We start from the raw sequence: 21,028 nt of genomic DNA on the forward strand, positions 1-21,028 counted from the left end.
TTATTTCTCCAATTTCTTTATCACTTTCACAATATCCCCCTGCGCTATAAATCCTTCTGTAATCGGCACCAGATTGATTCCGAAAGCGGGACCTAAACCTCTTGCTAACCCGGTTTTTGCAATTGTTGCCAAAGGTTCTAATTGTTCATTTTTGTCTAAAGTGTCGGGGTCGATGGTCGTAAACACGCAGCGTTGCGTCTTTTCCTGTACCCTGAACATACATTCGTTAATTTGAATCATATCCCAAGTATTCTCCTCAAAAGCTTGGTAACCATCGATTACGATATTCGGTCTAAAATTTCGAACGGAGACTTTATCCGATAACTCTGAATTGAGATGTTTCAATGTCTCTAGATTAAGTAGATGAACCGGAGCGGAATCCGCATAGGCCATATGTTCTCCTTCCCTACCGCCATGTTTGGGTGATATAGGCCTGAAATTCTTTCCCATATAAATCATGCGAAAATTTCCGTCTAAGAACTTCGATACCAAGGAGGAAGTCTCACTATTGAGAAGTATTCCTGAAACGGTATTCCTGAAAAGTTTGATTTCTACCATCTCATCCTGTTCATTTGGTAGTGAAAAAGAATAGGTGTCCGAAGCGATGGATACTTTTAATTGAAGGTTATCAATTCTAGATTCAATACTCAAAAGCCTGGGATACTCTCTGCCGGTAACGATCTTATTATCCGCATCGATAACGGCCACAGTCCGGTCTTTGTCCAACCCGTATGCTGTTACAAACGCCTTTTCCAAGGAGTTACCCCTCATTGATTTCACAGGATATTCAAAAATCTCAACTACACACTTTTTATGGGACATCTAATAGTAATTAACACTGCATTTAAACTATACGAAATGATTCATGCCAAAAAACTTCCACTATTTGACAAGCTCGGGAATAACTAACAAACGCTCTGGCCCGAAATACTTAAAGGCGACGAAAAATACGATTACCGAAATAATCATCCCAGTCATAAACAGGGTATAAGTCCATCGCAAAAGTTTATATTTTCTTGATAGCACTACCCCAAGAAAATAGAGGTCTTTCGTTAAGCTGCTGTAAATATAATCCTTATCGTTCAGCATGCCCTCTATAGCATTTTCGTAATCTTTCAAAGCCATCTTGTGAAAATTTCCAAAGAATAATATATTGACTTTTTTAGCCTTGACATCTTCTATATTGAACTCGCCACTTGTCACATTGGGCTTTGTAGCAGAAACCGATAAAATCATAGAGGCAATACTAAATATGATAAATATTAAAGTTGGATAAATCAAATAATCATTTGACGGATTATCTAATTTCGGAATCAAATTTGAAAGCGCCATCGAGATGATTATCGCATTTACAGATAATAATATATTTGCTTTAGTGTCAGCGATATCACTCAATTTCAGGTGGTTACGCAATGTGACGCGATACAAAGTCTGAATGCCCCTATCAGGACTATTGTTCTTCAAGGAGGCCTTTAATTTCTCCTTCCGGACCAATTTTTTCTCGGATTTCTTGGCCTTCATCAGACGGCGCAGGTTTTTATCCTTTCGCTCTTGCCAATTTTTTTGAGCATAGTCGGTATAAAAACGATGCTCGCTCCTGAAAAGATTGATGTTCTCATTTCGCCAGTCCGTAGCGGCTATTTTTCGGTCTGTCGTACTGTTGATTTCCTCTTTTAGCAGCTCTGCAAGCGCCATATATTTTTTCTTCCCGAGATGGGACCAATCGGCATCCTTAATTATTTTTTCACTATCCGTCTTAGGGACATGGTTTCTTTCGGTCGCTCTGATTAAATCACAAACCATATCTATTTTAGGTTGACTATAATCCAATTTACCTAAAAACTCTTTTGCCATAGTGCAACTGCGCTCTTCATGGCCTTCTATGGCATGTACATAACCAACATCATGAAACCAAGCAGCTATAAGGATTACTTCCGTAGTTTGGTCATCCAAAGACACGTCTTCCATAATTTCTTTTGCACTAGCCACTACGAATTTGGTGTGTTTCAAATTATGGTAGACGTACGAACCATCAAGTTCGGTAGTTAAGATATTGGTGATATGCTCCGTTATCTTTTTCAAAATATCATTGTTCTGAACCATAAGCTTAGTATTTGTTATTTATTGCTATTGCTTTTGCGAAAGTTCCCTTTTATAGTGATAAGCCAAATCCGAATTGCACCAAGTTGTTCTCCTTTGAATTAAAATAACCCAGATTGAGTGTCAAGGCTTTGAGGCTGCTAATCCAAAAACCAACTCCTTGAGAGGTGTGCCAAATGTTTGAATTTTCGTTGCGCTCCCAAACACGACCATAATCGAATCCGCCATACAGACCTATCGTTACAGGAGACACGGCCGTGATGTACCTTTTCAGTTTTACTTTCAAATCGGTGGAATGATACAAGTACGAACGACCTGTAAAACGTTGGTCACGGAAGCCTCGGAGTCCATTGTCGCCACCCAATGATGGAGCATGGTAAAAGAAGGTATTTCCTCCACCGACCAAACTTTTATATTCTGCTCGAGTAGCTAATACCAGATTTCCCGAAGGAATCAATTTATGGTCAACACCTACATTTAGCGAAGCGTAGCCAAAATTATTGTTATTGAGATTCACGTTGGCTTTATATCCGATGGAAAAACCAAACTGTAGTGCCTTCGTCGGAAAATCACCCGCATTACCATTCTTATACTTTCCCATGACTTCGGCACCTAGGTACCTTTGCTGTTCAAAAACAATGGGGTCAAAAGTTGTTGGATTAAAGAACCGTCCAGTAGCTTCATTCACCCTTAGCGATTCAAAAAGCGCCTTTATTCGAAGACTATAAAAAGCCAAGCCGACACTGGCACGGTATTGTTGAAGACGCGCACGATAGAAATCCCTATCCAAAGCATCTTCTTGGTTGACCGTCTCGTTACCACGTCCAAAAAAGTTATTGGTGAACTTGTCGCCTGTATAATAACCATTGACCTCCAAGTTCCATTTGGGAAAAATGTTACCAAAAACACCTTGATAATCTAATTCGGCGGATTCAAAACCAAAGTAATAGCTACCTGCAAAACTATGTTTCTGACGAAAGGAGTTTCCGTTCAAACCCCGTTTCACATAGGTATCTTTAAATCCGAGAAAAAAACCATCATCCGTTCTAAAACCTACTTTTGGAGCTAGAATATTGGTATTGTTCTTGAAATAGGTAAAGTGGTAGTTATTGGTTTTATAGAGGTCACTAAGTTGTACTTTGGGCTTTTCTTTTCCAAAATTCGTTTTCTCATGTTCCCACTCATACACCTTCAAGCGCTTCTTATTTTCAACGATAAAAGTATCGTCTCCGTAACCACCGATGATACGAACCATAATCTCTTTATCGGCTTCCCCAGTAACCATGAAAACATCATCATCGCCTAGGCCGTAAATCAAAAGTTCTTTGGTCTCGTCACGACGAAAAGTGCGTTCATATATTTTTTCGTTTTTTTCATCTGACAATAATCGCTTGATAACCACTTTGGTCTGCCCCTCGGGCATACGCGTTATTTCGATAACATCATCTTTTTCCGTGGCTGTTATCGCCACACTACGGTTTAGGAATTCGCCATATTTCTTAGCGTTCCCGGGAAGCGTTTTCAATCGCTCCATCAAATCTTTTTTAATCTTAACGACGATATCATCCGCATTTACCTCTGGAGGTAATTTTGAAAAAGCATTTTCAATGACATCTGATGTTATCTGTTCCTGTATGATTTTTGCCTCTTGCTCCCAAGCTTCCGCACCCAATTTTGTCAAAAGGGAACGGTCAAGCGGATAACCGCTATTATTAATCCATTTCAGATTATCGATATCCGCATCGAAAGTTTGCCATGAGCGACTCAAAGGCACAAAAAGTTTGATTACCTTCATGGCAAACCCATCAAATTTCGGGAAGGCATTGTCCCTATCCCGTGGTACGGGCATGAACTCCTTATGACCTGCGTTATTCTCAAATTGCAGCCATCGCCATTGGTCTTGGTGCCTATCCCAATCGCCAATGAGCATGTCAAAAACACGTGCTCGAATATAACTATGTTGGTCTACCGTGTATGATTCGTCGCTCTTGATTTTCTCAAGCATATCGGTGGAGCTCTCCACATCCGTGACTTTTCCTGTTTCGTCAATGGTGCGTTTGTAGCCTTTATAATTGGTCTGTTCTTCGGATGGTCTTCTTTCCACGAAATAAAGCTCGTCCCCAAAACTTTTATTATATTCTTCTAAAGAAGCCTGCTTTGGCACATAGAATAAATCGGAATCAGAATGGTTGACCCCAGCTGCTTTCGCTAATGGATTGACCGCCAATTGTAAATACGGATGTGCCGTCGTAAAGAAGTCTGAGATCACATCTTCGGCGAAGGTATCTTTATAGTCTTCTTCATTATACGCAAGCCCGGGTAGTTTGAATTTCAAGAACTTCAGCGCATTTTTCTTTAGCGAACGCATGGCATATTCCTTGCCCTTTTTATCTTCCAATCGTAATGAAAAAGATTGGTGCCCTCCGCCCTCTTTGGTTACTTTCAATCCACCATAAAGCGTGTCTAATTTTACGACTGGCGCAGTAACTTCTTTGGCATAAAATTTTCTGTAACGGTCTCCCCAAAGAAATTTATGAAGTCCGCTTTTATCATAGTCTTTTGGATCCGTTAAGACAGCTTGTTTTTTTGTTGTTTCCTCGGAAATTTCAAAGTTATCAAACTTCTTTTTTTTCTTGAACTTCGGTAATACTTGATAAGCATCCTCTTTATCCAATGTATCATCGGTTATCATGGTCACTTTAGAACTTCCATCAGCGAAATATTCCAATTTGGAAAAGCCTCTTTTTCCTGCAGTATAGACACCTTCGTACAATAAAGAGCCCCCAATGGCAGTAATGCGGTCTTTTCCTCTATTAGTGGCGGACGCCTTGCCCAAAGAACCGCTCACGATTTGATGTAAGTCACCGCCCGATAGATATTGTAGACTTTCTTCATGACCTGAAACTATAGTAATTCGGTCTGAAGCCTGCGCCAACGAGCTTACCATAATCCGCATGTAATTGTAGTATCTGGAATTCAAATTATCCGGGTTGAATGCCCCTAAATCGTTTACGGTCTGGCGAAGCGTTCCTAAAAAAGGCAAGGGTAACAGATGTTGTTTGGCCGTGATGTGACCTGCATATTCTCCATTACTTAAAACAGGGTGGTGCATGGCAATAACAATATTTTTACCTTGCCCATCATTTATATAGCCTTCCAACTCTTGTATGAAACGCCTCCGCGTATTTACGTTGGTACACTTTTTATTAATATTTTCAATACGTGACCAATTTGAGATAAACCATTTCGAATCGACCAGTATCAAATCTAAATCTTCATTGATAACCCTTCGTTCGAGCGGACATGCATTTTCAGGGAAGAAATTTATTCGGTCTTTGTCCAGATCCTTGATAAAGTCTTCGGTTCGTTCCAGTTTTTCTGATTTGTAACTCTTCCATTCATTGTTTCCAGGGATGAAAATGGTCTTACCACTAAAATTTTTGACCAAATCAAGCTGTTTTCGCAAAAGAATTTTATCTCCTTTCCAATTCTTGGTTTCCATGGAAACATTATCCCCCGTGAAAATAAGGGTGGAGTTAACATTAGATGCCTCTAATTGCGTTCTCAAGGTACTCAGAATTCTCTCGGATGCATCTTTATCAAGATTGCCCAAACCGCCCGCTAAATAAAAAGTGTGGGTAGGTTTTTGTTCTCCGTCAAATAGAATCGCCGATTCTGCATGCTGGGTTTTAAAGGTTGCGCAAGATTGAAAGAGGAACAGCCCTAGAAGGGCTTTTGAAAACTGTTTTAAAATTAGGTTTCGTGAAATTAGCATAGGCGTCGGTCTTGTTACTAGCCGTTATATTTCAAAAAAGGGACTAAAAGCATAGCTTCTAGTCCCTGTGAAGTATTTGTTCCTTTTTATTTTCTTACGATAATGGAACCGCCAAAAGTTTTATCTTCTAAAATCTTCTCGGGATTTCCAAAAATCTCTACTGTGCCACCTGCAGTTACGCTTGCATCAACGTAGTCAGAAGCAGAAATAAAAGCCGTACCGCCTGCGAGAATGGTAACGTCAGTAGTTTCAGTTTTGAGTCCTTTACCTGCGAAATGTCCTCCGGTACGTACTGTAATCTCTTGATTCGTTGCAGAGCCATCAACCATTATCTTTCCACCCGTAACCGCTTTTGAATCTAAATTTCTTGAATCCAGTTTTAGGGTGATTTCTCCACCTTCTTGCGCTCTGACCGTTAGATACTTGGTGTTAATAATATCTTCTGAGGTAATTTTTGAATTCTCGTTAGCATCTATCAAACTAAGATTGTCGGTATAATAAAGTGTGATATCGGTTGTTTTTCCATCTAGGGCATTATCTACCTCCATACGTACTTTCAACAAGCCGTCATTGTTCACTATCGCGACCTCATCTTGGTCGTCTCCTGATATAACTGCCTGATTTTTATCAGACTTGACGAGTTTGACACTTAACTGGTCATATACTTTGAGTTCGTCAAAATTTGCTAAATCAATTGTTGTATTCTGGGCAAAACCAAAGGCGCTGCTTAAAATAAGCGCTGGTAAAATCATTTTTATTTTCATCTTGTCTCTTTCTTTAATTTATTAATAATAAAACAAAGCTATGGGGTTCTCACAGGGCAGTTTGTCGCTAACCCCATTATAATTGACGCAAATGCAATAGCTTGGATTTGGATGTGTGATAAAGAGCAATCCAGTTAACGAAATCTCCAATAGAGCACATTTTGAAAAACGAAACAATCTAGCTTCGTTGTAAAAATTTGAGATTCTTACCTCCCTTGAAAACTTTACCACAATGCGAAATTTAAAACATGAGACGATTGCTCAACTATTGCAACAGCCAGAAACGGCAATCGAGTTGTTAGATTTAATCTACGTATCGGATGAGCATTTATCGATTAATCGGTTGTTGAACGAATCTAAATTCGAATATTTAACCGAAGATGGAGTCTATCTAGAGCAGGAAGATCAACTGGAACGTATCAAATCTTTAGTCATCCCTCCGGCATGGCAAGACGTAAAAATTACGCATTTGCCTAACGGACATTTACAGGCTGTTGGAAAAGATGCCAAGTCCCGGAAGCAATACCGCTACCACCCCATGTGGACTAAAATCAGGAATCAGACCAAGTTCTACAAAATGGCCGCCTTCGGCAAAGTGCTGCCAAAAATCAGAAAGAAAGTAGAGCGTGACCTAAACCAAGACGGATGGCCAAAAAGTAAGGTGCTCGCTTTGATAGTCAAACTGATGGAGGAAACCCACATTCGTATCGGTAGTGAGCAATATGCCAGAAGAAATAAGACATATGGACTCTCAACCCTGCGCACAAGGCACGTAAATATTCACAAAGACCGCTTAAAATTCGAGTTTGTTGGTAAAAAAGGGAAGAAGCATAAGATTAGTATCCGCAATAAAAAGCTACTACACTTAGTAAGCAAGTGCGAAGAAATTCCAGGTTGGGAATTGTTTCAATACTACGACAAAGATGGAGAGAAGCATTCGGTGGACAGTGGCATGGTCAACTCCTATATTCACAATATCAGCGGCGAATTATTCTCAGCCAAAGACTTTCGCACTTGGGCCGCTTCGGTCGTCTTTTTCGACACCTTGTTAGACCTTGATCCAACCGAAGACGAAAAGCAAATTCATAAGAATACCCTAATCGGCTTTGACGCTGCAGCTGAGGCTTTGGGCAATACTAGAAATGTATGTCGTAAATCGTATGTACACCCGCTGGTAGTCAAAAAATACGAAGAAGGTTCACTTTCAGAACAGTTCATGCAAGTAGAACGTATAGAAAAGGAAAAACCATTTATGTCTCCTTCGGAGGAGGTTTTACTCCAATTGTATGGCACCTACAAGCCCTTAGAAATTTAAGAGTTGAATTTCTTGACTGAAAACAATATCGTACTCTAACTCCCATAGAAGAAAGAAAAATAAAATGCAAACAAAAGTCCCTTTACTCGCCTTTAATGAAAATGGAATTTACTGTGAGGCCGCGCAAGTGTATTTAGACCCTTGGAAGCCTGTAGATAAAGCCATTATTACACATGGGCACGCAGACCATAGTCGCTGGGGGCATAAAAGTTATATTACACACCACACCAATGTACCCATAATCAAACACCGCCTGGGCGATATCAATGTCAGCGGTAGAGATTTCAATGAAACATTCGTTATCAATAACGTGAAATTCTCCCTACACCCAGCAGGACATATCATCGGCAGTTCTCAGGTACGTGTGGAACACAAGGGGGAGGTTTGGGTCTTTACAGGGGATTATAAAACCGAGGAGGACGGAATTTCTATTCCCTTCGAGCCTATACAATGTGATACGTTCATTACAGAATGTACTTTCGGATTACCTGCGTTTAAATGGATTCCTCAACAGCAGGTTTTTGATGACATTAATGCTTGGTGGCATGAAAACCAAGCCGAAGGAAAAACATCCATTTTATTCGGATATTCTTTAGGTAAGGCACAACGCTTACTAAAATACCTCGATACATCCATCGGAAAAATTTATACGCACGGCGCCATTGAAAATATGACGGAAGTCCTGCGCCCACTAGTAGAATTTCCACCAACGACTTTGATAACCAAGGAGACGAAAAAAGAAGAACTACTGGGCAATATTGTATTGGCACCGCCCAGCGCCCACGGCAGCACATGGATTCGCAAGATGGTGCCTTATGTAACAGCCTCAGCCAGCGGATGGATGACCTTTAGAGGTGCGCGACGCCGTAGAGCCATAGATAAAGGTTTCGTACTCTCCGACCATTGCGATTGGGAAGGCCTACTCTCAGCTATTGAAGCTACAGGAGCCGAAAAAATCATCAGCACACATGGGTATACCGATATTTTCTCAAAATATTTAAGGGAAAAAGGCTATGATGCCCGAACAGAACAGACCCAATACGAAGGAGAACTAAATGAAATGGCAACTGGAAAAGAGGAGGCGACTATAGCATGAAGTATTTCGCAGATTTAATCCGAAAACTGGATAGCACCAATAAAACCAATATAAAGGTTGCAGCTTTGGCAGATTACTTTTTACAAGCTTCAGAAACGGACAAGGTTTGGACTATTGCGATACTATCACACCGCAGACCACCTCGGCCTGTGAACACAACCCTGTTGCGCAATTGGGCTTCAGAACTTTCCGGAATACCCTTATGGCTTTTTGAAGAGTCGTATCATATTGTGGGCGATTTGGCAGAGACGATAGCCTTGGTTATTCCTACTTCGGAAGAGCGTACTGAAAAGAGCCTGACGGAGTTTTTGGAAGAAATGATTCAGCTTAAAAAAGAGGATGATGATACGAAAAAAGCATATCTTTTTGACAATTGGAAGGTCTTGAACTACTACGAGCGTTTCGTGTTTACCAAACTAATCACGGGTGGTTTTCGTATTGGGGTTAGTCAAAAATTGATGACCCGCGCACTTTCGCAAGCGACGGGTATTGATGAAGATATTTTGGCGTATAAATTAATGGGGAATTGGAAACCCAGCGAAATTTCATTTCACGACCTTATTTTAGAGGAAAAAGCATCGGATTATCTTTCAAAACCTTACCCCTTCTATTTGGCCTATGCCGTAGAAAATGAGGTTTCTGATTTAGGAGATGCTAAAGAATGGAGTGTCGAACACAAATGGGATGGTATTCGCTCACAGGTTATCATTCGCGAAAACGAGCTCTTTGTTTGGAGTCGTGGTGAAGAATTGGTCACCGACAAATATCCCGAGTTCAATACATTTATAGGGGAGTTGCCCAACGGTACGGTGCTGGATGGGGAATTGCTTCCTTTTATCGATGGAAACATTGGTACCTTCAACGACCTTCAGACGCGCATCGGGCGTAAGACGGTATCCAAGGCATTGTTGGCAAAGACACCTGTTGTAATGAAGGTCTACGATTTGCTGGAGTGGGAAGGGAAAGATATTAGAGCGCTCCCCTTTCTTGAAAGGCGAAAATTATTGGAGAAGTTGGTAACTCAGGCATCAGATGAATTACCGCTTCAACTTTCACTAATGATGCATTTCAATACATGGGAGGAAGTGACTCAAGAACGTTCACGAGCACGAGAAATGCGTAGCGAAGGGCTAATGCTTAAACAAAAAGACTCCGCATATAAAGTAGGAAGAAAAAAAGGCGAATGGTGGAAATGGAAAGTAGACCCACTAACTATAGATGCCGTTCTGACCTACGCAATGCGAGGTCATGGTAGGCGTTCCAATCTTTTTACCGATTATACGTTTGCCCTTTGGAATACAGAAACGGAAACACAAGAACTGGTCACTTTCGCAAAAGCCTATTCAGGTCTGACAGATGCGGAATTTAGAAAAGTAGATGCATGGATTAAAAGAAATACCTTGGAACGTTTTGGACCTGTGCGCAGCGTAACACCTGAATTGGTGTTCGAGATTGCTTTTGAAGGTATCGCACTTTCAAAACGTCATAAAAGCGGAATAGCGACACGCTTTCCTAGAATTTTAAGGTGGCGTCAGGATAAGAAAATCGACGAAGCAAATACCCTTGATGATTTGAAAGCGATGATACCTTGAATTTGATTTAGTAATCGCGCGATCTTAGATTGCGAACGTATTGGTGATACATTACATTTAGTTTTCCAAACGCTCAAATTACCTCTCAGGCGCTTGTCTATTTTTCCTTTCTTCACAGTCAGACGTTTCATAGCATCCATAATACTAGAGTCTTTTCCCTGTTTGAATAGCTCATTGAGCTCTGGAACTAACGCCTTAGCTTCCCTTGAAGCATTGACCTTATCGTTAGTGGTCATTCCAGGCAATTTCCTTTTTTCGAATTCTTCAGCTCTTTCTTTTAACTCTTCTACTATAATGAATCGCCTGATAGGGAAGCATACATTTAATCCCTTTCCAGCCCTTTTTCAATGCTAGATGGAGATTTCCACATTACTCTCCGTTTTAGATCACCGTACCACTTAATACAATAGCAGCAACGATGATGATTAATACGATGACAATAAATATGGCGCCAAAAAAGGTCTTTTTGTTTTTTTGAAAGATAAATTGTCTCGTGGAATCCTCTGGTTCTTTTACAAATTGGGTTTCTTCTTCACCTTGTTTCATAGTTGCTTTTAATTTTTAGTTTGATTTTTAATCTTTCATTCCAAAAATACAGGAAGACAAGAAGGCCGCTTACCGTTATTGACCAAAAAACTAACGCAATTGCTTTATCATCATCTCAGTCAATGATTTGACTTTTAGCGTCAATAAAATCCCATGATTCTATAGAACTTTGTAAAACAGTAAAAACCGATTCTAATATTGGTTCAAGGATAACTCTTAAAAACAAAAACATATGAGCAACGAAGGAAACACAGTATTAGGCATATTGGCCGGAACAGCAATTGGAGCAGCATTAGGCATTCTTTTCGCCCCTGATAAAGGCACCAACACAAGAAGAAAAATTGCAGACCAGGCTGCTGCCACCCAAGAGTCGCTTAGGGAAAGTGCCTTGGATATGAAAGATAAGGTAAGTCACTCTTTGGCCAATGGTAAAGAATCTTTAGAAACCCGTGTTGAATCACTCGTTTCAGATGCCAGTTACAAGACAGAAGATGTTATCTCTTCTTTAGAGAATCAATTGAAGGTCTTAAAAGCTAAAAACAGACAGCTACAGAAATCATAATGGGCGTTATCGATTCTTTAAAACAAACCTCATCCAAAGCAATGGATACTGGGGAGACCTATTTGAAAAAGACACAGGAGTATTATACCCTGAAAGCTTTTCAACAATTGGCTTTCTCGGCCAGTCTCTTAAGTAAGTTGCTCCTGGTGTGTAGTTTGGTTTTTTTAGGATTTATATTCCTAGTAGTAGGAGGTGTTATCGCCCTAGGAGAACATTTAAATAGCCTACCGCTAGCATGCCTAGTTATCGGTTTTGTTTTAATCGTTATAGCAGTGATAGTTTTCTTTTTCAGAAAACATATCGACACAGCCGTTATACGAAAACTCTCTAAAGAATTTTTTAATTGAACCAGATGAACAGATACCAATCTTTTGAAGATATTAAATATAACCTAAAACGACTAAGTCTTGAAAGGCAAATAGCCTTAGAGCAAATGAAAGGGCTGAAGCATGAGGTGGAAGAGGACCTTGGCCCCTATCAATGGCTACAAACCGCCGTAGGTGCCATAAAGAAATTTGGAGCATTGTATTTTATAAAAAAACTTGTGAAGTAGTTCACGACGTTTTAGTTGGTTAATTGGTTGGTTGTTTAAAAGCGTGCCCGTTTGATTTGGGTGCGCTTTTATTGATTTAGAAATCAAAAACACATCACTATTTCCTAAACGATAAAAAAGATTCTCGGTTACTGTCTTGGCAAAATTCTTTAAAACAAATTACAGGGACTGAAATAATATATGGCCGATAGCCTAAGATGGAGTACAACATTGTACCTTATGGCGAATACATTGACTTTAAATAAAAATGAAGATACTTTTAACAGGAGCTACAGGCTACATTGGCAAAAGATTACTGCCCATTTTGTTGGAAAACGGTCATCATGTTGTTTGTTGTGTAAGGGATAAAGAAAGGTTCAACCCTCCTAAGTCATTAGCACAACATATTTCGATCATAGAAATTGATCTTCTAGAAAGTTCTACCTTGAAAAATATTCCGAACGACATTGATATTGCGTACTATTTGGTGCACTCAATGTCTTCGACGAATGACTATCGAGTATTAGAACAGAAATCTGCAATCAACTTTCGGCAGGCCTTAAGATCGACTTCGGTCAAGCAAGTTATCTATCTAAGTGGTATTGTCAATGAAAAAGAGCTTTCAGAGCACTTATTATCTAGAAGAAATGTCGAAAAAGAGCTTGAAAAAGGCCAATACCACTTTACATGCCTCAGGGCAGGAATAATCATAGGATCAGGTAGTGCATCTTTTGAAATTATTAGAGATTTGGTCGAAAAACTTCCTTTCATGATCACTCCCAAATGGTTGCAAACAAGGTGTCAACCCATTGGAATAAGTGATGTTATCCTCTTTCTTACTAAATGCATGCTGGAAGAAAGAACGTTTAATCGAAACTTCGATATCGGTTGCGACGATATACTCACGTATAGAGAGATGCTCTTGGGTTTCGCCAAGGTCAGAAACTTAAAACGTATTATTTGGACCGTGCCTGTGATGACCCCAAAGCTATCCTCGTATTGGTTGTATTTTGTGACTTCTACTTCTTATAATCTAGCTACATCATTAGTGGAAAGTATGAAAGTAGAAGTGGTTTGCCGAAATACGGAATTGAATGAGATTTTAGACGTTCATCCGATTTCTTATGTAGATTGCCTGAACAAGGCTTTCAGTAAAATTGAAAAGGGAGACATCGATTCTAGCTGGAAAGATGCCTATCAAAGCAGTGGTATGGGAATTCACATTTCAGATCACATGGTAGTACCCGAACATGGTTGCTTTAATGACAAGCGTAATGCTAAGATAAAAGACATTGAATCATGTAAAGAGAGAATTTGGAGTATCGGCGGTAAGAATGGCTGGTACTATGCAAATTGGTTATGGAAAACTCGGGGTTTTTTAGATAAATTGTTCGGGGGAGTAGGCTTAAGGCGAGGAAGAACCAATCAACATACCCTTGCAGCAGGAGACGCGCTTGATTTTTGGCGGGTCTTATATTCGGACAAAGAAGAGGGTAGGTTGTTGCTATATGCTGAAATGAAGCTCCCGGGAGAAGCCTGGCTAGAATTTAGACTGGAAGGGAATAAACTGACCCAAATAGCGACTTTTAGACCTTTGGGTTTGACGGGACGGTTGTACTGGTATGCAGTTTACCCATTGCATGAACTAATATTCGGTGGCCTGATTAGAAAATTAACAGAGGTAACCAATTAACCGTGAATTCATCAATCGCCATTTCGGATGAGAAGTTGAGCAAAAAAAGAAGGACTATCCCATAAAGTGTGTAAATAGAAAATTAGCGGGGGCATGCCCCCGCTAATTTTTTGTCTAATTTTAAATATTTACACATTATGAAGAAAGAAGAGTTGTTCAACGATGATTTCCTGAAGCAGTTCAAGACCGGTGACGAACTCAACAGTTTTCTGAAGGAACTGCAAAAAAGAGGCATCGAGAAGATGCTCGAGGGTGAGCTCGACGGCCACCTCGATTATGAGAAACACCAAAGGTCGTCCAATGCCAATAAGCGCAACGGGCATTCGAGGAAGAAGGTGCGGACTTCCTTCGGGGAGTCCGAGATAGCCGTTCCCAGGGATAGGGATGCCAGTTTCAATCCCATGATAGTCCCCAAGCGGGGCAACATGGTCGACGGGCTTGAAAATATCATTGTATCGCTCTATGCCAAGGGCATGTCGGTCAGTGACATAGAGGAACAGATACACGAGGCCTATGGCTTCGAGGTCTCCACATCGACCATATCCCGTATCACCGAAAAGGTAGCCGCCGACGTTACGGCATGGCAGAACCGGCCCCTGGAACCGGTCTACCTGATCGTATGGATGGACGGTATCGTCTTCAAGGTCAGGGAATCCTCCAAGGTGATCAACAAGACCATCTACGTGGCCGTAGGCTTGCGTAGGGATGGGAAAAAGGAAGTATTGGGCCTATGGCTGGGCAAGAACGAATCGGCCGCTTTCTGGATGTCGGTTCTTACCGATATCAGGGCCCGGGGCACCGAGGATATCCTGATCACGGCTACCGACAACCTGAACGGCTTTACCGATACCATCAAGAACGTCTTCCCCGAATCCAAGACCCAGATCTGTGTGGTGCACCAGATACGCAACGCCTGCCGTTACGTGGTCTGGAAGGACAAAAAGGCTTTTACCTCGGACATGAAGGGCATCTACAACGCTCCCAACCAGAAGGCTGCCAAGGCCGCCCTAGAGGACTTCGCCAAGAAATGGGAAGCCAAGTACTCCTACGCGATAAGGAGCTGGAGAGAGAATTGGGATGATCTCACAGTGTTCTACGAGTTCCCTGTGGAGATACGACGGATTATCTATACCACCAACCTTATAGAGAACCTGAACGGGAAGATTAGGAAGTACACCAAGAACAAACTCTCCTTCCCGACCGATGATGCCGTAATGAAATCCGTATATTTGGCAACAAGGGAGGCTACAAAAAAATGGTCGATGCCCATCAGGAACTGGGGCATCATCCTGAACCAGTTCCTTACGATCTATGAAAAAAGGGTAAGACTTTAAAAAAGTCCAACCCCTGCTAATTTAAACTTACACACTTATCGGGATAGTGTCAAAAAAGAGAACATCCCCACGATGTTCTCTTTTCATATTAATGGTTTATCAAAACCTTACATAACCTACTTATGCCTTACAAAGTTATATTTTTAAACTCCCGAAAGTTTGCTCATTTGATTCTGTTTTTAATACAATTGATAAACTACAGCTTTGCAAAATCTAGATATCTATAAAAGGAAAATCAATTAATTATCTGCCCCTCTGTATTGAACTCCACATCCATATTCTTGCCCTTGGCCTTGAATTCAACATCGTAGAAGCGGCCTTTTGAATGGTGGTCAACCTCTTCGATTTCAACAAGGTCCTCATCTTTGTACTCTTTCTTGATGATATCTTGAATTACTTTAGGAAGGTCTTTTTTCTTGATGCTCCGTTCGGTTTCTATCCACTTACCATCGGGACTAAAGTCCGCTCGGTACTTCTCCCCTTTTTTCTTAAAACCTGCCTCAAAGTTACCGTTCGCATCTACCTCCCACTCCGGACTATTCTCCTTGGGATATTTGTGCTCGAAAGCAGATAGAACCGCATCAGGAGTTTTCTGTGCACATCCCGTTAAGTGAAAAAATAATAGAATCGTAAAATATAGAATCCTTCTCATCTTATTTAATTTTACTCGAACTGAGTTCAGGTCTAATTTTGACTTACTTCGCCAATTTCTTTGTTCTTAAATTCCAACTCATTATCAAATTGCAGGGTGCGTATCGGAAATGGTATGTTGATATCATTGGCGTTGAAAGCAGCTTTAATCGCTTTGATTCCAATACTTTTTGCTTCCAATCGGTTTCTGACATCTCTGGCGTTGACCCAGTATCTACAGCTAAAATCAATGGCGCTATCGCCAAAGTTTCTATAATAAAATTCTACGTCTGTATTTTTATCGACTTGATTCAAGTTCTTTATCGTGTCTTTTACCAATTGCTCGACTTTATCTAAATCTGAACCATAACCGACACCACAGTTGATTTCAATTTTAAAATTCGAGGTAAGGGAGTAGTTCTTTAAAGGGTTTTCTATAATCGTTTTGTTCGGAATAATCACTCTGGTATTATCCATCGGTTGCAACACTAGACTGTTTAAATTGATATCTACCACTTCACCTTCATACCCTGTAGTTTCAATCCAATGTCCAATTTGAATTTTCTTTCGAAAAGAGAGTTGAATACCCGAAAGCATATTTGACAAAGTACCCTGAAGCGCGAGCCCTATAACCAGACCGGAAATTCCTGCACCGGCCAATAAGGTATTTAAAGCTTTACTTAGGTCCAGAGCACCCAATGCCAGAAAAAGACCGACTAGCACCACAACAATTGCAGCTGCACGACCTATTAAATTAGTTATAGCCTTTTGTGGAATGCTCCTTGAAGCCAAACGAACGGCCCATTTATTGACCACTTTGGCCAAGTAATAAGCAATTACCATTACTATAATAGCCACGAGCAAGTTGGGCAGGTTATGTATTACGGATATTGCCCAGCCTATTAGTTTGTCATATATATCGGTAAAGGATGTTTGTATTTCTGTTTTCATACTATCATTATTTTTCGAGAAACATGGATTATTCTTTGCCATGACTACTTTCAGATTCCATGAGAGCAATCGCTGTTGACATTAAGTAAATGCAAAGTTAATTAGAGGGCACACCAAAACTTTATCCGTATGAATAACATATTGATGCAATCGAAAATGTAAATTGCTTGCTGAAAGGAAAGTTGATTATTCGAGCAAAGGTTTCAGGCCTATGTAGCTGTAATTAATTTCCCCTAGATGGCGGTATTCAACATCTCGTTCGATTAACTCTCCCCATTCGAAATTTCGTAGCAAGGCGCCATTTTTATACTGGTCGGTCAGGGCCTCTGATAAAAGAATATATTCATCTAAGGGAACATCGTTTTTCAGAAGTTTATGGGCGATAATTAGATCTTCGCCAATGAGCTTGATACGTGTTCCTACCTTAACTGGTGCGATTTCGTTACCATAATGTAGCACAATCTTCAAACCCAACATTTCTGGAATCATTACCGCTTGGTCACTTTCTCCGTAACGCTTTCTCAAAACCTCAAGTTGCTCGTAGAACTCAAGATAAAACTGCCTGCATTGGTCGACCAAGGCTTTTAAGGTAGGCAGTTCGCCCATTTTATAGAACAAAACGGCATCGCCCTCTATTTCAGAAACTTTCAATCCTATCTCATTGGAGTAGATTATTTGGTTCAGTAGTGAGGGTATGACCTTCGAACTAAGTTCAAAATCCGCTTCACGCATAAATTTTGTAAATCCGCTAATGTCGGGTATGCAAATCAAAGTGGGTTCCGCTTTCATATTTTTAAATTATTTAATTCATTGACCATGAAGTAAACTTAGGGTATTTTTCTTGTCCATCTCATTTTCAATATTCAATTTAATATCTTCGGCAATTGCCATAAGTTCACGTGCCACATCCTCTCTTTTTTCCTTTGAAATATTAGAATTACTTTGAATAAACCTTAAAGCGTTAATGAGTGCCATCATGACAGAACTATCCTTTTTAGAATACAAACGAATGGGTTGTACAATAGTTTGCATCAAAATCTTACCAGAGATGGTGCTACCAATTACTTTTAAATTGCAATCCTTTGGGTTCAGCAATACTTCATTAGGAATTTGCAAAACTGTGTTCATCAACGTACCCAATCTTGTGATAACACTAATCGCTGTTCCAGGATCGTTTATGCCAGGTGACATCGCTTTTACAGCTACCTCCATCAATTTAATCATTCCACCTAAGCTACTATTTCCTTCATGACGGTTTGTAGAAATGTGAAGTCCCAACCGAAGCGCTTCTATTTCATCTTCATCAAGCGAATGTTCTATCCTTACAATTGGTGTACCCTCCCATAAATGTTGGTCTTCGTACGCCAAGATATTTATGACATTGTCCTTATCCTTTAGCTCATCAGCTATTAAAGGAATATCAAAACCACGGTAAAATCCAGTCTCATCCATCTTAAGCTCTTGTGAAAACGAGATGTCCTTGGTACTTTCTGATGCTGCTTCGCTAGACATATTAATCTTCTGCTCCTTTAATTTCTTGGCACTTGAACGCGCTACGCGATCGATAATATTATGAATCTGTATTGCGCCCGAGATACTATTGATAAACGAGACGAACAGTCCTACACAAAGCACTCCTAACAAAGCAGCAATCATCGTAGATAGTCCGAAGGATTTTGAATCAACACCATAGGCACCCAAAGAAATTAGGATAATCATGCAATAGGTGAGTGTTCCGATATAAACTCCTAAAATAATCTGATGCCTTTTGTTGGATATCAAACCTGGAAGCAATCGTGGAGAGAAATTGGCAGATGCTTGGTTCAAGACTACCATAACCATAGTAAAACTAAATACGGTCAAGGAAAGGATGCTTCCCACTAGAGTCGAAAGTATGACCCTTGCAGTTTCTCTGTCTTGTATAATGAGGTGCGGAACTTTTTCCTTTAACGTGGTTACTACCTCAAAATCTTCTGCGAATAAAGACAACCAAGCGAGAAAAAAAAGCCCAATTGTAATGATTACTGGGTAAAAGGCGATACTATAAATAATTTTATTGTAAAGCTTTTTAAAAAAACTGAGAAAGTTTTTCATGGAATAATATATTCAAACTATCTATACTCGGGGTTTTCGAAATTCCATCTAGTACCATCGTCCCAATCTTCGCGGGAATTCCCATAAGCGGGATACCCATTCTGGGCTTTCAACATATTAGCCATATGTAACAAATTGTAGGCCATAAACGTTGTGTTCCTATTTGTGAACTCGTTCTTTTTCGCGCCAGATTCCTCATCCAAATAACTTGGTCCGGGACCAGCTTCGCCTATCCAACCGCAATCGGCTTGCGGGGGAATGCTGAACCCTAAATGCTGCAGCGCATAGAGCATACCCATGGCACAATGCTTGATACCGTCTTCGTTGCCTGTGATGACGCATCCACCGACTTTTCCGTAATAAATATATTGTCCTTTTTCATTGGTTTGTCCGCTCATGCCGTAAAGACGCTCCACCAATTTTGTGGCAATAGAGGACTTTTCTCCCAACCATATTGGTGTACCCATGACCAAAATATCGGCGGCCATGATTTTATCAAAAATAGTGGGCCAGTCATCTTTGGCAGCACCTTCTTTGGTCATATCGGGTAGTAGGCCTACCGGCACATCATAATCGGCAAGTCTGAGGGATTCGGTTTTTACCCCTTCCGATTTCATAATCTTCATTGCGACCTGCATCAACCCTTCGGTATGACTCTTATTTGAGGAATCTTTTAAGGTGCAATTAATGAATACTGCGCTTAGTTTTGAGAAGTCGGGTTTATCTTTCATAATAGTATTTTAATAACTGCAACATTAGGCTTATATCAGCTATCCATTTGTCTTGAACAAAATAAATTTTAACCCTGATAATAGTAACAGTCTACCATATCAGTCAATGAAAAGTTTGATAAGACACGCTATCGAAATGGGTTTGCACTAGATTTGTTTCAGGAAATATAGGTCATAACATACGCAAAATGTATAAGAACCGAAAGTATATTTCAGTTAATAAAAGTATTTTTTGGTTGGTAAAAATGGTCAAGACACTCTTTATTGTCACGACCATTTTTTTTAAATCAAAATGGAATACCACACTCTTTGGAAACAAAATTGGCATAGGAGGACGCCCCTACTGACCGCAATAAATAAAATAAATTATGGAAGTACAATTTACAAACGCTTGGCAAAAGATGATTGAAAAATTACAATCTTGGCTTGATAGCTTGGTTGTCAATATACCCAATATTATCATTGCCATTATCGTATTTATTGTTGCTCTTGTTGCGGCTAAATACATTAGAAAGCTGGCTCTTCGTTTGTTGGAAAGAACAAAGTTGCAGCATTCTATGAAAAACTTAATTTCGAAGATTGTATCGATGATTGTGGTGCTAATGGGGCTCTTTCTTATTTTAGGAATTCTCGATTTAGGTAAAGCGCTCAACACCATTTTAGCAGGTGCCGGTGTAGTTGGTTTGGCTGTCGGCTTGGCATTGCAAGGTGCCTTAGCCAATACTTACGCTGGTATTGTTCTATCTTATATTAAACACATCAAATTCGGCGACTGGATCGAGACCAGCGATTTTGAGGGCGAAGTGATCAACATCGATTTAAGAGCCGTCACTTTAAAACAACCGGATAATAATTTGGTTTACATTCCCAATAAATTGGTGGTGGAAAGCCCTATAAAAAACTTTTCTACTACGGCACAATCGCGCGTAATTTTGGAATGTGGAGTCGGTTATGAATCAGATTTGCGTGCGGTTCGCGAATTGGTTGTCCAAACCATATCGTCTTCCTTCGAAGCGGTAAGCAATAAAGAGGATGTCATTTTTTTGTACAAGGAGTTCGGAGATAATTCCATCAATTTCGAAACCCGTTTCTGGATAAATTCTACCTCGGCTATCGAAGTGGCAAGAGCAAAAACAAAAGCGATTATAGAAATTAAGGAAGCCTTTGACAAAAACGGAATCAATATTCCCTTTCCGATTCGGACATTGCATTTTCCTGAAAAAGTTTCTGTTAGCACCGATTCATAGCCACAATCGTATTTGGGTCAAACTTTTGTCTGAATGAACTAGTAGTACCAATTTACCTATACTATC

At 40.2% G+C, this 21,028-nt stretch carries 18 protein-coding genes; 8 read left to right on the forward strand and 10 right to left on the reverse strand.

Features of this window, described 5'->3' with window-relative positions; all coding sequences use genetic code 11:
• The 4 genes from D7Z94_RS21140 to D7Z94_RS21155 form a co-directional block, all read right to left on the reverse strand.
• Window positions 1-822, reverse strand: a complete 822-nt coding sequence (locus D7Z94_RS21140; RefSeq protein ID WP_120713608.1) for an MOSC domain-containing protein — start codon at window positions 820-822, stop codon at window positions 1-3.
• Between the two features lie 60 nt (window positions 823-882).
• Window positions 883-2,103: a Pycsar system effector family protein gene (locus D7Z94_RS21145; protein WP_120713609.1), complete on the reverse strand. Its 1,221-nt coding sequence runs from the start codon at window positions 2,101-2,103 to the stop codon at window positions 883-885.
• Between the two features lie 49 nt (window positions 2,104-2,152).
• Entirely contained in the window at window positions 2,153-5,875 is a 3,723-nt protein-coding gene (locus D7Z94_RS21150) for a ShlB/FhaC/HecB family hemolysin secretion/activation protein (protein WP_120713610.1), read from the reverse strand.
• 86 nt (window positions 5,876-5,961) lie between these two features.
• Window positions 5,962-6,639 carry a head GIN domain-containing protein gene (locus tag D7Z94_RS21155; protein WP_120713611.1) on the reverse strand — a complete coding sequence of 226 codons (678 nt, stop codon included), beginning with the start codon at window positions 6,637-6,639 and terminating at the stop codon, window positions 5,962-5,964.
• A gap of 295 nt (window positions 6,640-6,934) precedes the next feature.
• Between D7Z94_RS21155 and D7Z94_RS21160 the strand changes: the two genes are divergently transcribed.
• From D7Z94_RS21160 to D7Z94_RS21170, 3 genes are all read left to right on the forward strand, one after another.
• Window positions 6,935-7,954, forward strand: coding sequence for a DNA topoisomerase IB (locus D7Z94_RS21160; RefSeq protein ID WP_245967271.1), 1,020 nt, complete (start codon window positions 6,935-6,937; stop codon window positions 7,952-7,954).
• A 64-nt stretch (window positions 7,955-8,018) separates the two neighbouring features.
• Window positions 8,019-9,050 (forward strand): ligase-associated DNA damage response exonuclease, encoded by a 1,032-nt coding sequence (locus D7Z94_RS21165; RefSeq protein ID WP_120713613.1) that lies wholly within the window; start codon window positions 8,019-8,021, stop codon window positions 9,048-9,050.
• Complete coding sequence (locus D7Z94_RS21170; RefSeq protein ID WP_120713614.1) at window positions 9,047-10,642, forward strand: ATP-dependent DNA ligase; 1,596 nt, start codon at window positions 9,047-9,049, stop codon at window positions 10,640-10,642. The genes D7Z94_RS21165 and D7Z94_RS21170 overlap by 4 nt, the downstream gene beginning before the upstream one ends.
• 381 nt (window positions 10,643-11,023) lie before the next feature.
• On the opposite strand, the gene D7Z94_RS25800 is transcribed toward D7Z94_RS21170, so the two are convergent.
• Window positions 11,024-11,188, reverse strand: a complete 165-nt coding sequence (locus D7Z94_RS25800; RefSeq protein ID WP_170158857.1) for a hypothetical protein — start codon at window positions 11,186-11,188, stop codon at window positions 11,024-11,026.
• A gap of 232 nt (window positions 11,189-11,420) precedes the next feature.
• On the opposite strand from D7Z94_RS25800, the gene D7Z94_RS21180 reads away from it, so the two are divergent.
• The 4 genes from D7Z94_RS21180 (at window position 11,421) to D7Z94_RS21200 (ending at window position 15,309) form a co-directional block, all read left to right on the forward strand.
• Entirely contained in the window at window positions 11,421-11,750 is a 330-nt protein-coding gene (locus D7Z94_RS21180; RefSeq protein ID WP_120713616.1) for a YtxH domain-containing protein, read from the forward strand.
• A 352-nt stretch (window positions 11,751-12,102) separates the two neighbouring features.
• Window positions 12,103-12,303 (forward strand): hypothetical protein, encoded by a 201-nt coding sequence (locus tag D7Z94_RS21190; RefSeq protein ID WP_120713618.1) that lies wholly within the window; start codon window positions 12,103-12,105, stop codon window positions 12,301-12,303.
• 247 nt (window positions 12,304-12,550) lie between these two features.
• Complete coding sequence (locus D7Z94_RS21195) at window positions 12,551-13,975, forward strand: SDR family oxidoreductase (RefSeq protein WP_120713619.1); 1,425 nt, start codon at window positions 12,551-12,553, stop codon at window positions 13,973-13,975.
• Window positions 13,976-14,112: 137 nt separating this feature from the next.
• Window positions 14,113-15,309, forward strand: coding sequence for an IS256 family transposase (locus D7Z94_RS21200; protein ID WP_120713620.1), 1,197 nt, complete (start codon window positions 14,113-14,115; stop codon window positions 15,307-15,309).
• Window positions 15,310-15,544: 235 nt separating this feature from the next.
• Here D7Z94_RS21200 and D7Z94_RS21205 read toward each other — a convergent pair whose 3' ends face one another.
• From D7Z94_RS21205 to D7Z94_RS21225, 5 genes are all read right to left on the reverse strand, one after another.
• Window positions 15,545-15,961 (reverse strand): PepSY-like domain-containing protein, encoded by a 417-nt coding sequence (locus D7Z94_RS21205; protein ID WP_120713621.1) that lies wholly within the window; start codon window positions 15,959-15,961, stop codon window positions 15,545-15,547.
• Between the two features lie 32 nt (window positions 15,962-15,993).
• On the reverse strand, window positions 15,994-16,890 hold the full coding sequence (locus D7Z94_RS21210) for a mechanosensitive ion channel family protein (RefSeq protein ID WP_120713622.1): 897 nt from the start codon (window positions 16,888-16,890) through the stop codon (window positions 15,994-15,996).
• 186 nt (window positions 16,891-17,076) lie between these two features.
• Window positions 17,077-17,679: a DUF2652 domain-containing protein gene (locus D7Z94_RS21215; RefSeq protein ID WP_120713623.1), complete on the reverse strand. Its 603-nt coding sequence runs from the start codon at window positions 17,677-17,679 to the stop codon at window positions 17,077-17,079.
• A gap of 18 nt (window positions 17,680-17,697) precedes the next feature.
• Window positions 17,698-18,984 (reverse strand): DUF2254 domain-containing protein, encoded by a 1,287-nt coding sequence (locus D7Z94_RS21220; RefSeq protein WP_120713624.1) that lies wholly within the window; start codon window positions 18,982-18,984, stop codon window positions 17,698-17,700.
• Window positions 18,985-19,001: 17 nt separating this feature from the next.
• The gene (locus D7Z94_RS21225) at window positions 19,002-19,715 is read right to left on the reverse strand and encodes a flavodoxin family protein (protein ID WP_120713625.1); all 714 of its coding nucleotides are present in this window, start codon (window positions 19,713-19,715) and stop codon (window positions 19,002-19,004) included.
• Window positions 19,716-20,083: 368 nt separating this feature from the next.
• Here D7Z94_RS21225 and D7Z94_RS21230 point away from each other — a divergent pair, with 368 nt between their 5' ends.
• The gene (locus D7Z94_RS21230) at window positions 20,084-20,962 is read left to right on the forward strand and encodes a mechanosensitive ion channel family protein (RefSeq protein ID WP_120713626.1); all 879 of its coding nucleotides are present in this window, start codon (window positions 20,084-20,086) and stop codon (window positions 20,960-20,962) included.
• Window positions 20,963-21,028 lie beyond the last annotated feature (66 nt).

Source organism: Ulvibacterium marinum (assembly GCF_003626755.1).
In the GTDB taxonomy this organism is placed as follows: domain Bacteria; phylum Bacteroidota; class Bacteroidia; order Flavobacteriales; family Flavobacteriaceae; genus Ulvibacterium; species Ulvibacterium marinum.

What these genes read in the sequence shown, in the direction of transcription:
- D7Z94_RS21140 (WP_120713608.1), bottom strand. Translation starts at nt 822, where the DNA reads ATGTCCCATAAAAAGTGTGTAGTTGAGATTTTTGAATATCCTGTGAAA.
- D7Z94_RS21145 (WP_120713609.1), bottom strand. Translation starts at nt 2,103, where the DNA reads ATGGTTCAGAACAATGATATTTTGAAAAAGATAACGGAGCATATCACC.
- D7Z94_RS21150 (WP_120713610.1), bottom strand. Translation starts at nt 5,875, where the DNA reads ATGCTAATTTCACGAAACCTAATTTTAAAACAGTTTTCAAAAGCCCTT.
- D7Z94_RS21155 (WP_120713611.1), bottom strand. Translation starts at nt 6,639, where the DNA reads ATGAAAATAAAAATGATTTTACCAGCGCTTATTTTAAGCAGCGCCTTT.
- D7Z94_RS21165 (WP_120713613.1), top strand. Translation starts at nt 8,019, where the DNA reads ATGCAAACAAAAGTCCCTTTACTCGCCTTTAATGAAAATGGAATTTAC.
- D7Z94_RS21170 (WP_120713614.1), top strand. Translation starts at nt 9,047, where the DNA reads ATGAAGTATTTCGCAGATTTAATCCGAAAACTGGATAGCACCAATAAA.
- D7Z94_RS25800 (WP_170158857.1), bottom strand. Translation starts at nt 11,188, where the DNA reads ATGAAACAAGGTGAAGAAGAAACCCAATTTGTAAAAGAACCAGAGGAT.
- D7Z94_RS21180 (WP_120713616.1), top strand. Translation starts at nt 11,421, where the DNA reads ATGAGCAACGAAGGAAACACAGTATTAGGCATATTGGCCGGAACAGCA.
- D7Z94_RS21190 (WP_120713618.1), top strand. Translation starts at nt 12,103, where the DNA reads ATGAACAGATACCAATCTTTTGAAGATATTAAATATAACCTAAAACGA.
- D7Z94_RS21195 (WP_120713619.1), top strand. Translation starts at nt 12,551, where the DNA reads ATGAAGATACTTTTAACAGGAGCTACAGGCTACATTGGCAAAAGATTA.
- D7Z94_RS21200 (WP_120713620.1), top strand. Translation starts at nt 14,113, where the DNA reads ATGAAGAAAGAAGAGTTGTTCAACGATGATTTCCTGAAGCAGTTCAAG.
- D7Z94_RS21205 (WP_120713621.1), bottom strand. Translation starts at nt 15,961, where the DNA reads ATGAGAAGGATTCTATATTTTACGATTCTATTATTTTTTCACTTAACG.
- D7Z94_RS21210 (WP_120713622.1), bottom strand. Translation starts at nt 16,890, where the DNA reads ATGAAAACAGAAATACAAACATCCTTTACCGATATATATGACAAACTA.
- D7Z94_RS21215 (WP_120713623.1), bottom strand. Translation starts at nt 17,679, where the DNA reads ATGAAAGCGGAACCCACTTTGATTTGCATACCCGACATTAGCGGATTT.
- D7Z94_RS21220 (WP_120713624.1), bottom strand. Translation starts at nt 18,984, where the DNA reads ATGAAAAACTTTCTCAGTTTTTTTAAAAAGCTTTACAATAAAATTATT.
- D7Z94_RS21225 (WP_120713625.1), bottom strand. Translation starts at nt 19,715, where the DNA reads ATGAAAGATAAACCCGACTTCTCAAAACTAAGCGCAGTATTCATTAAT.
- D7Z94_RS21230 (WP_120713626.1), top strand. Translation starts at nt 20,084, where the DNA reads ATGGAAGTACAATTTACAAACGCTTGGCAAAAGATGATTGAAAAATTA.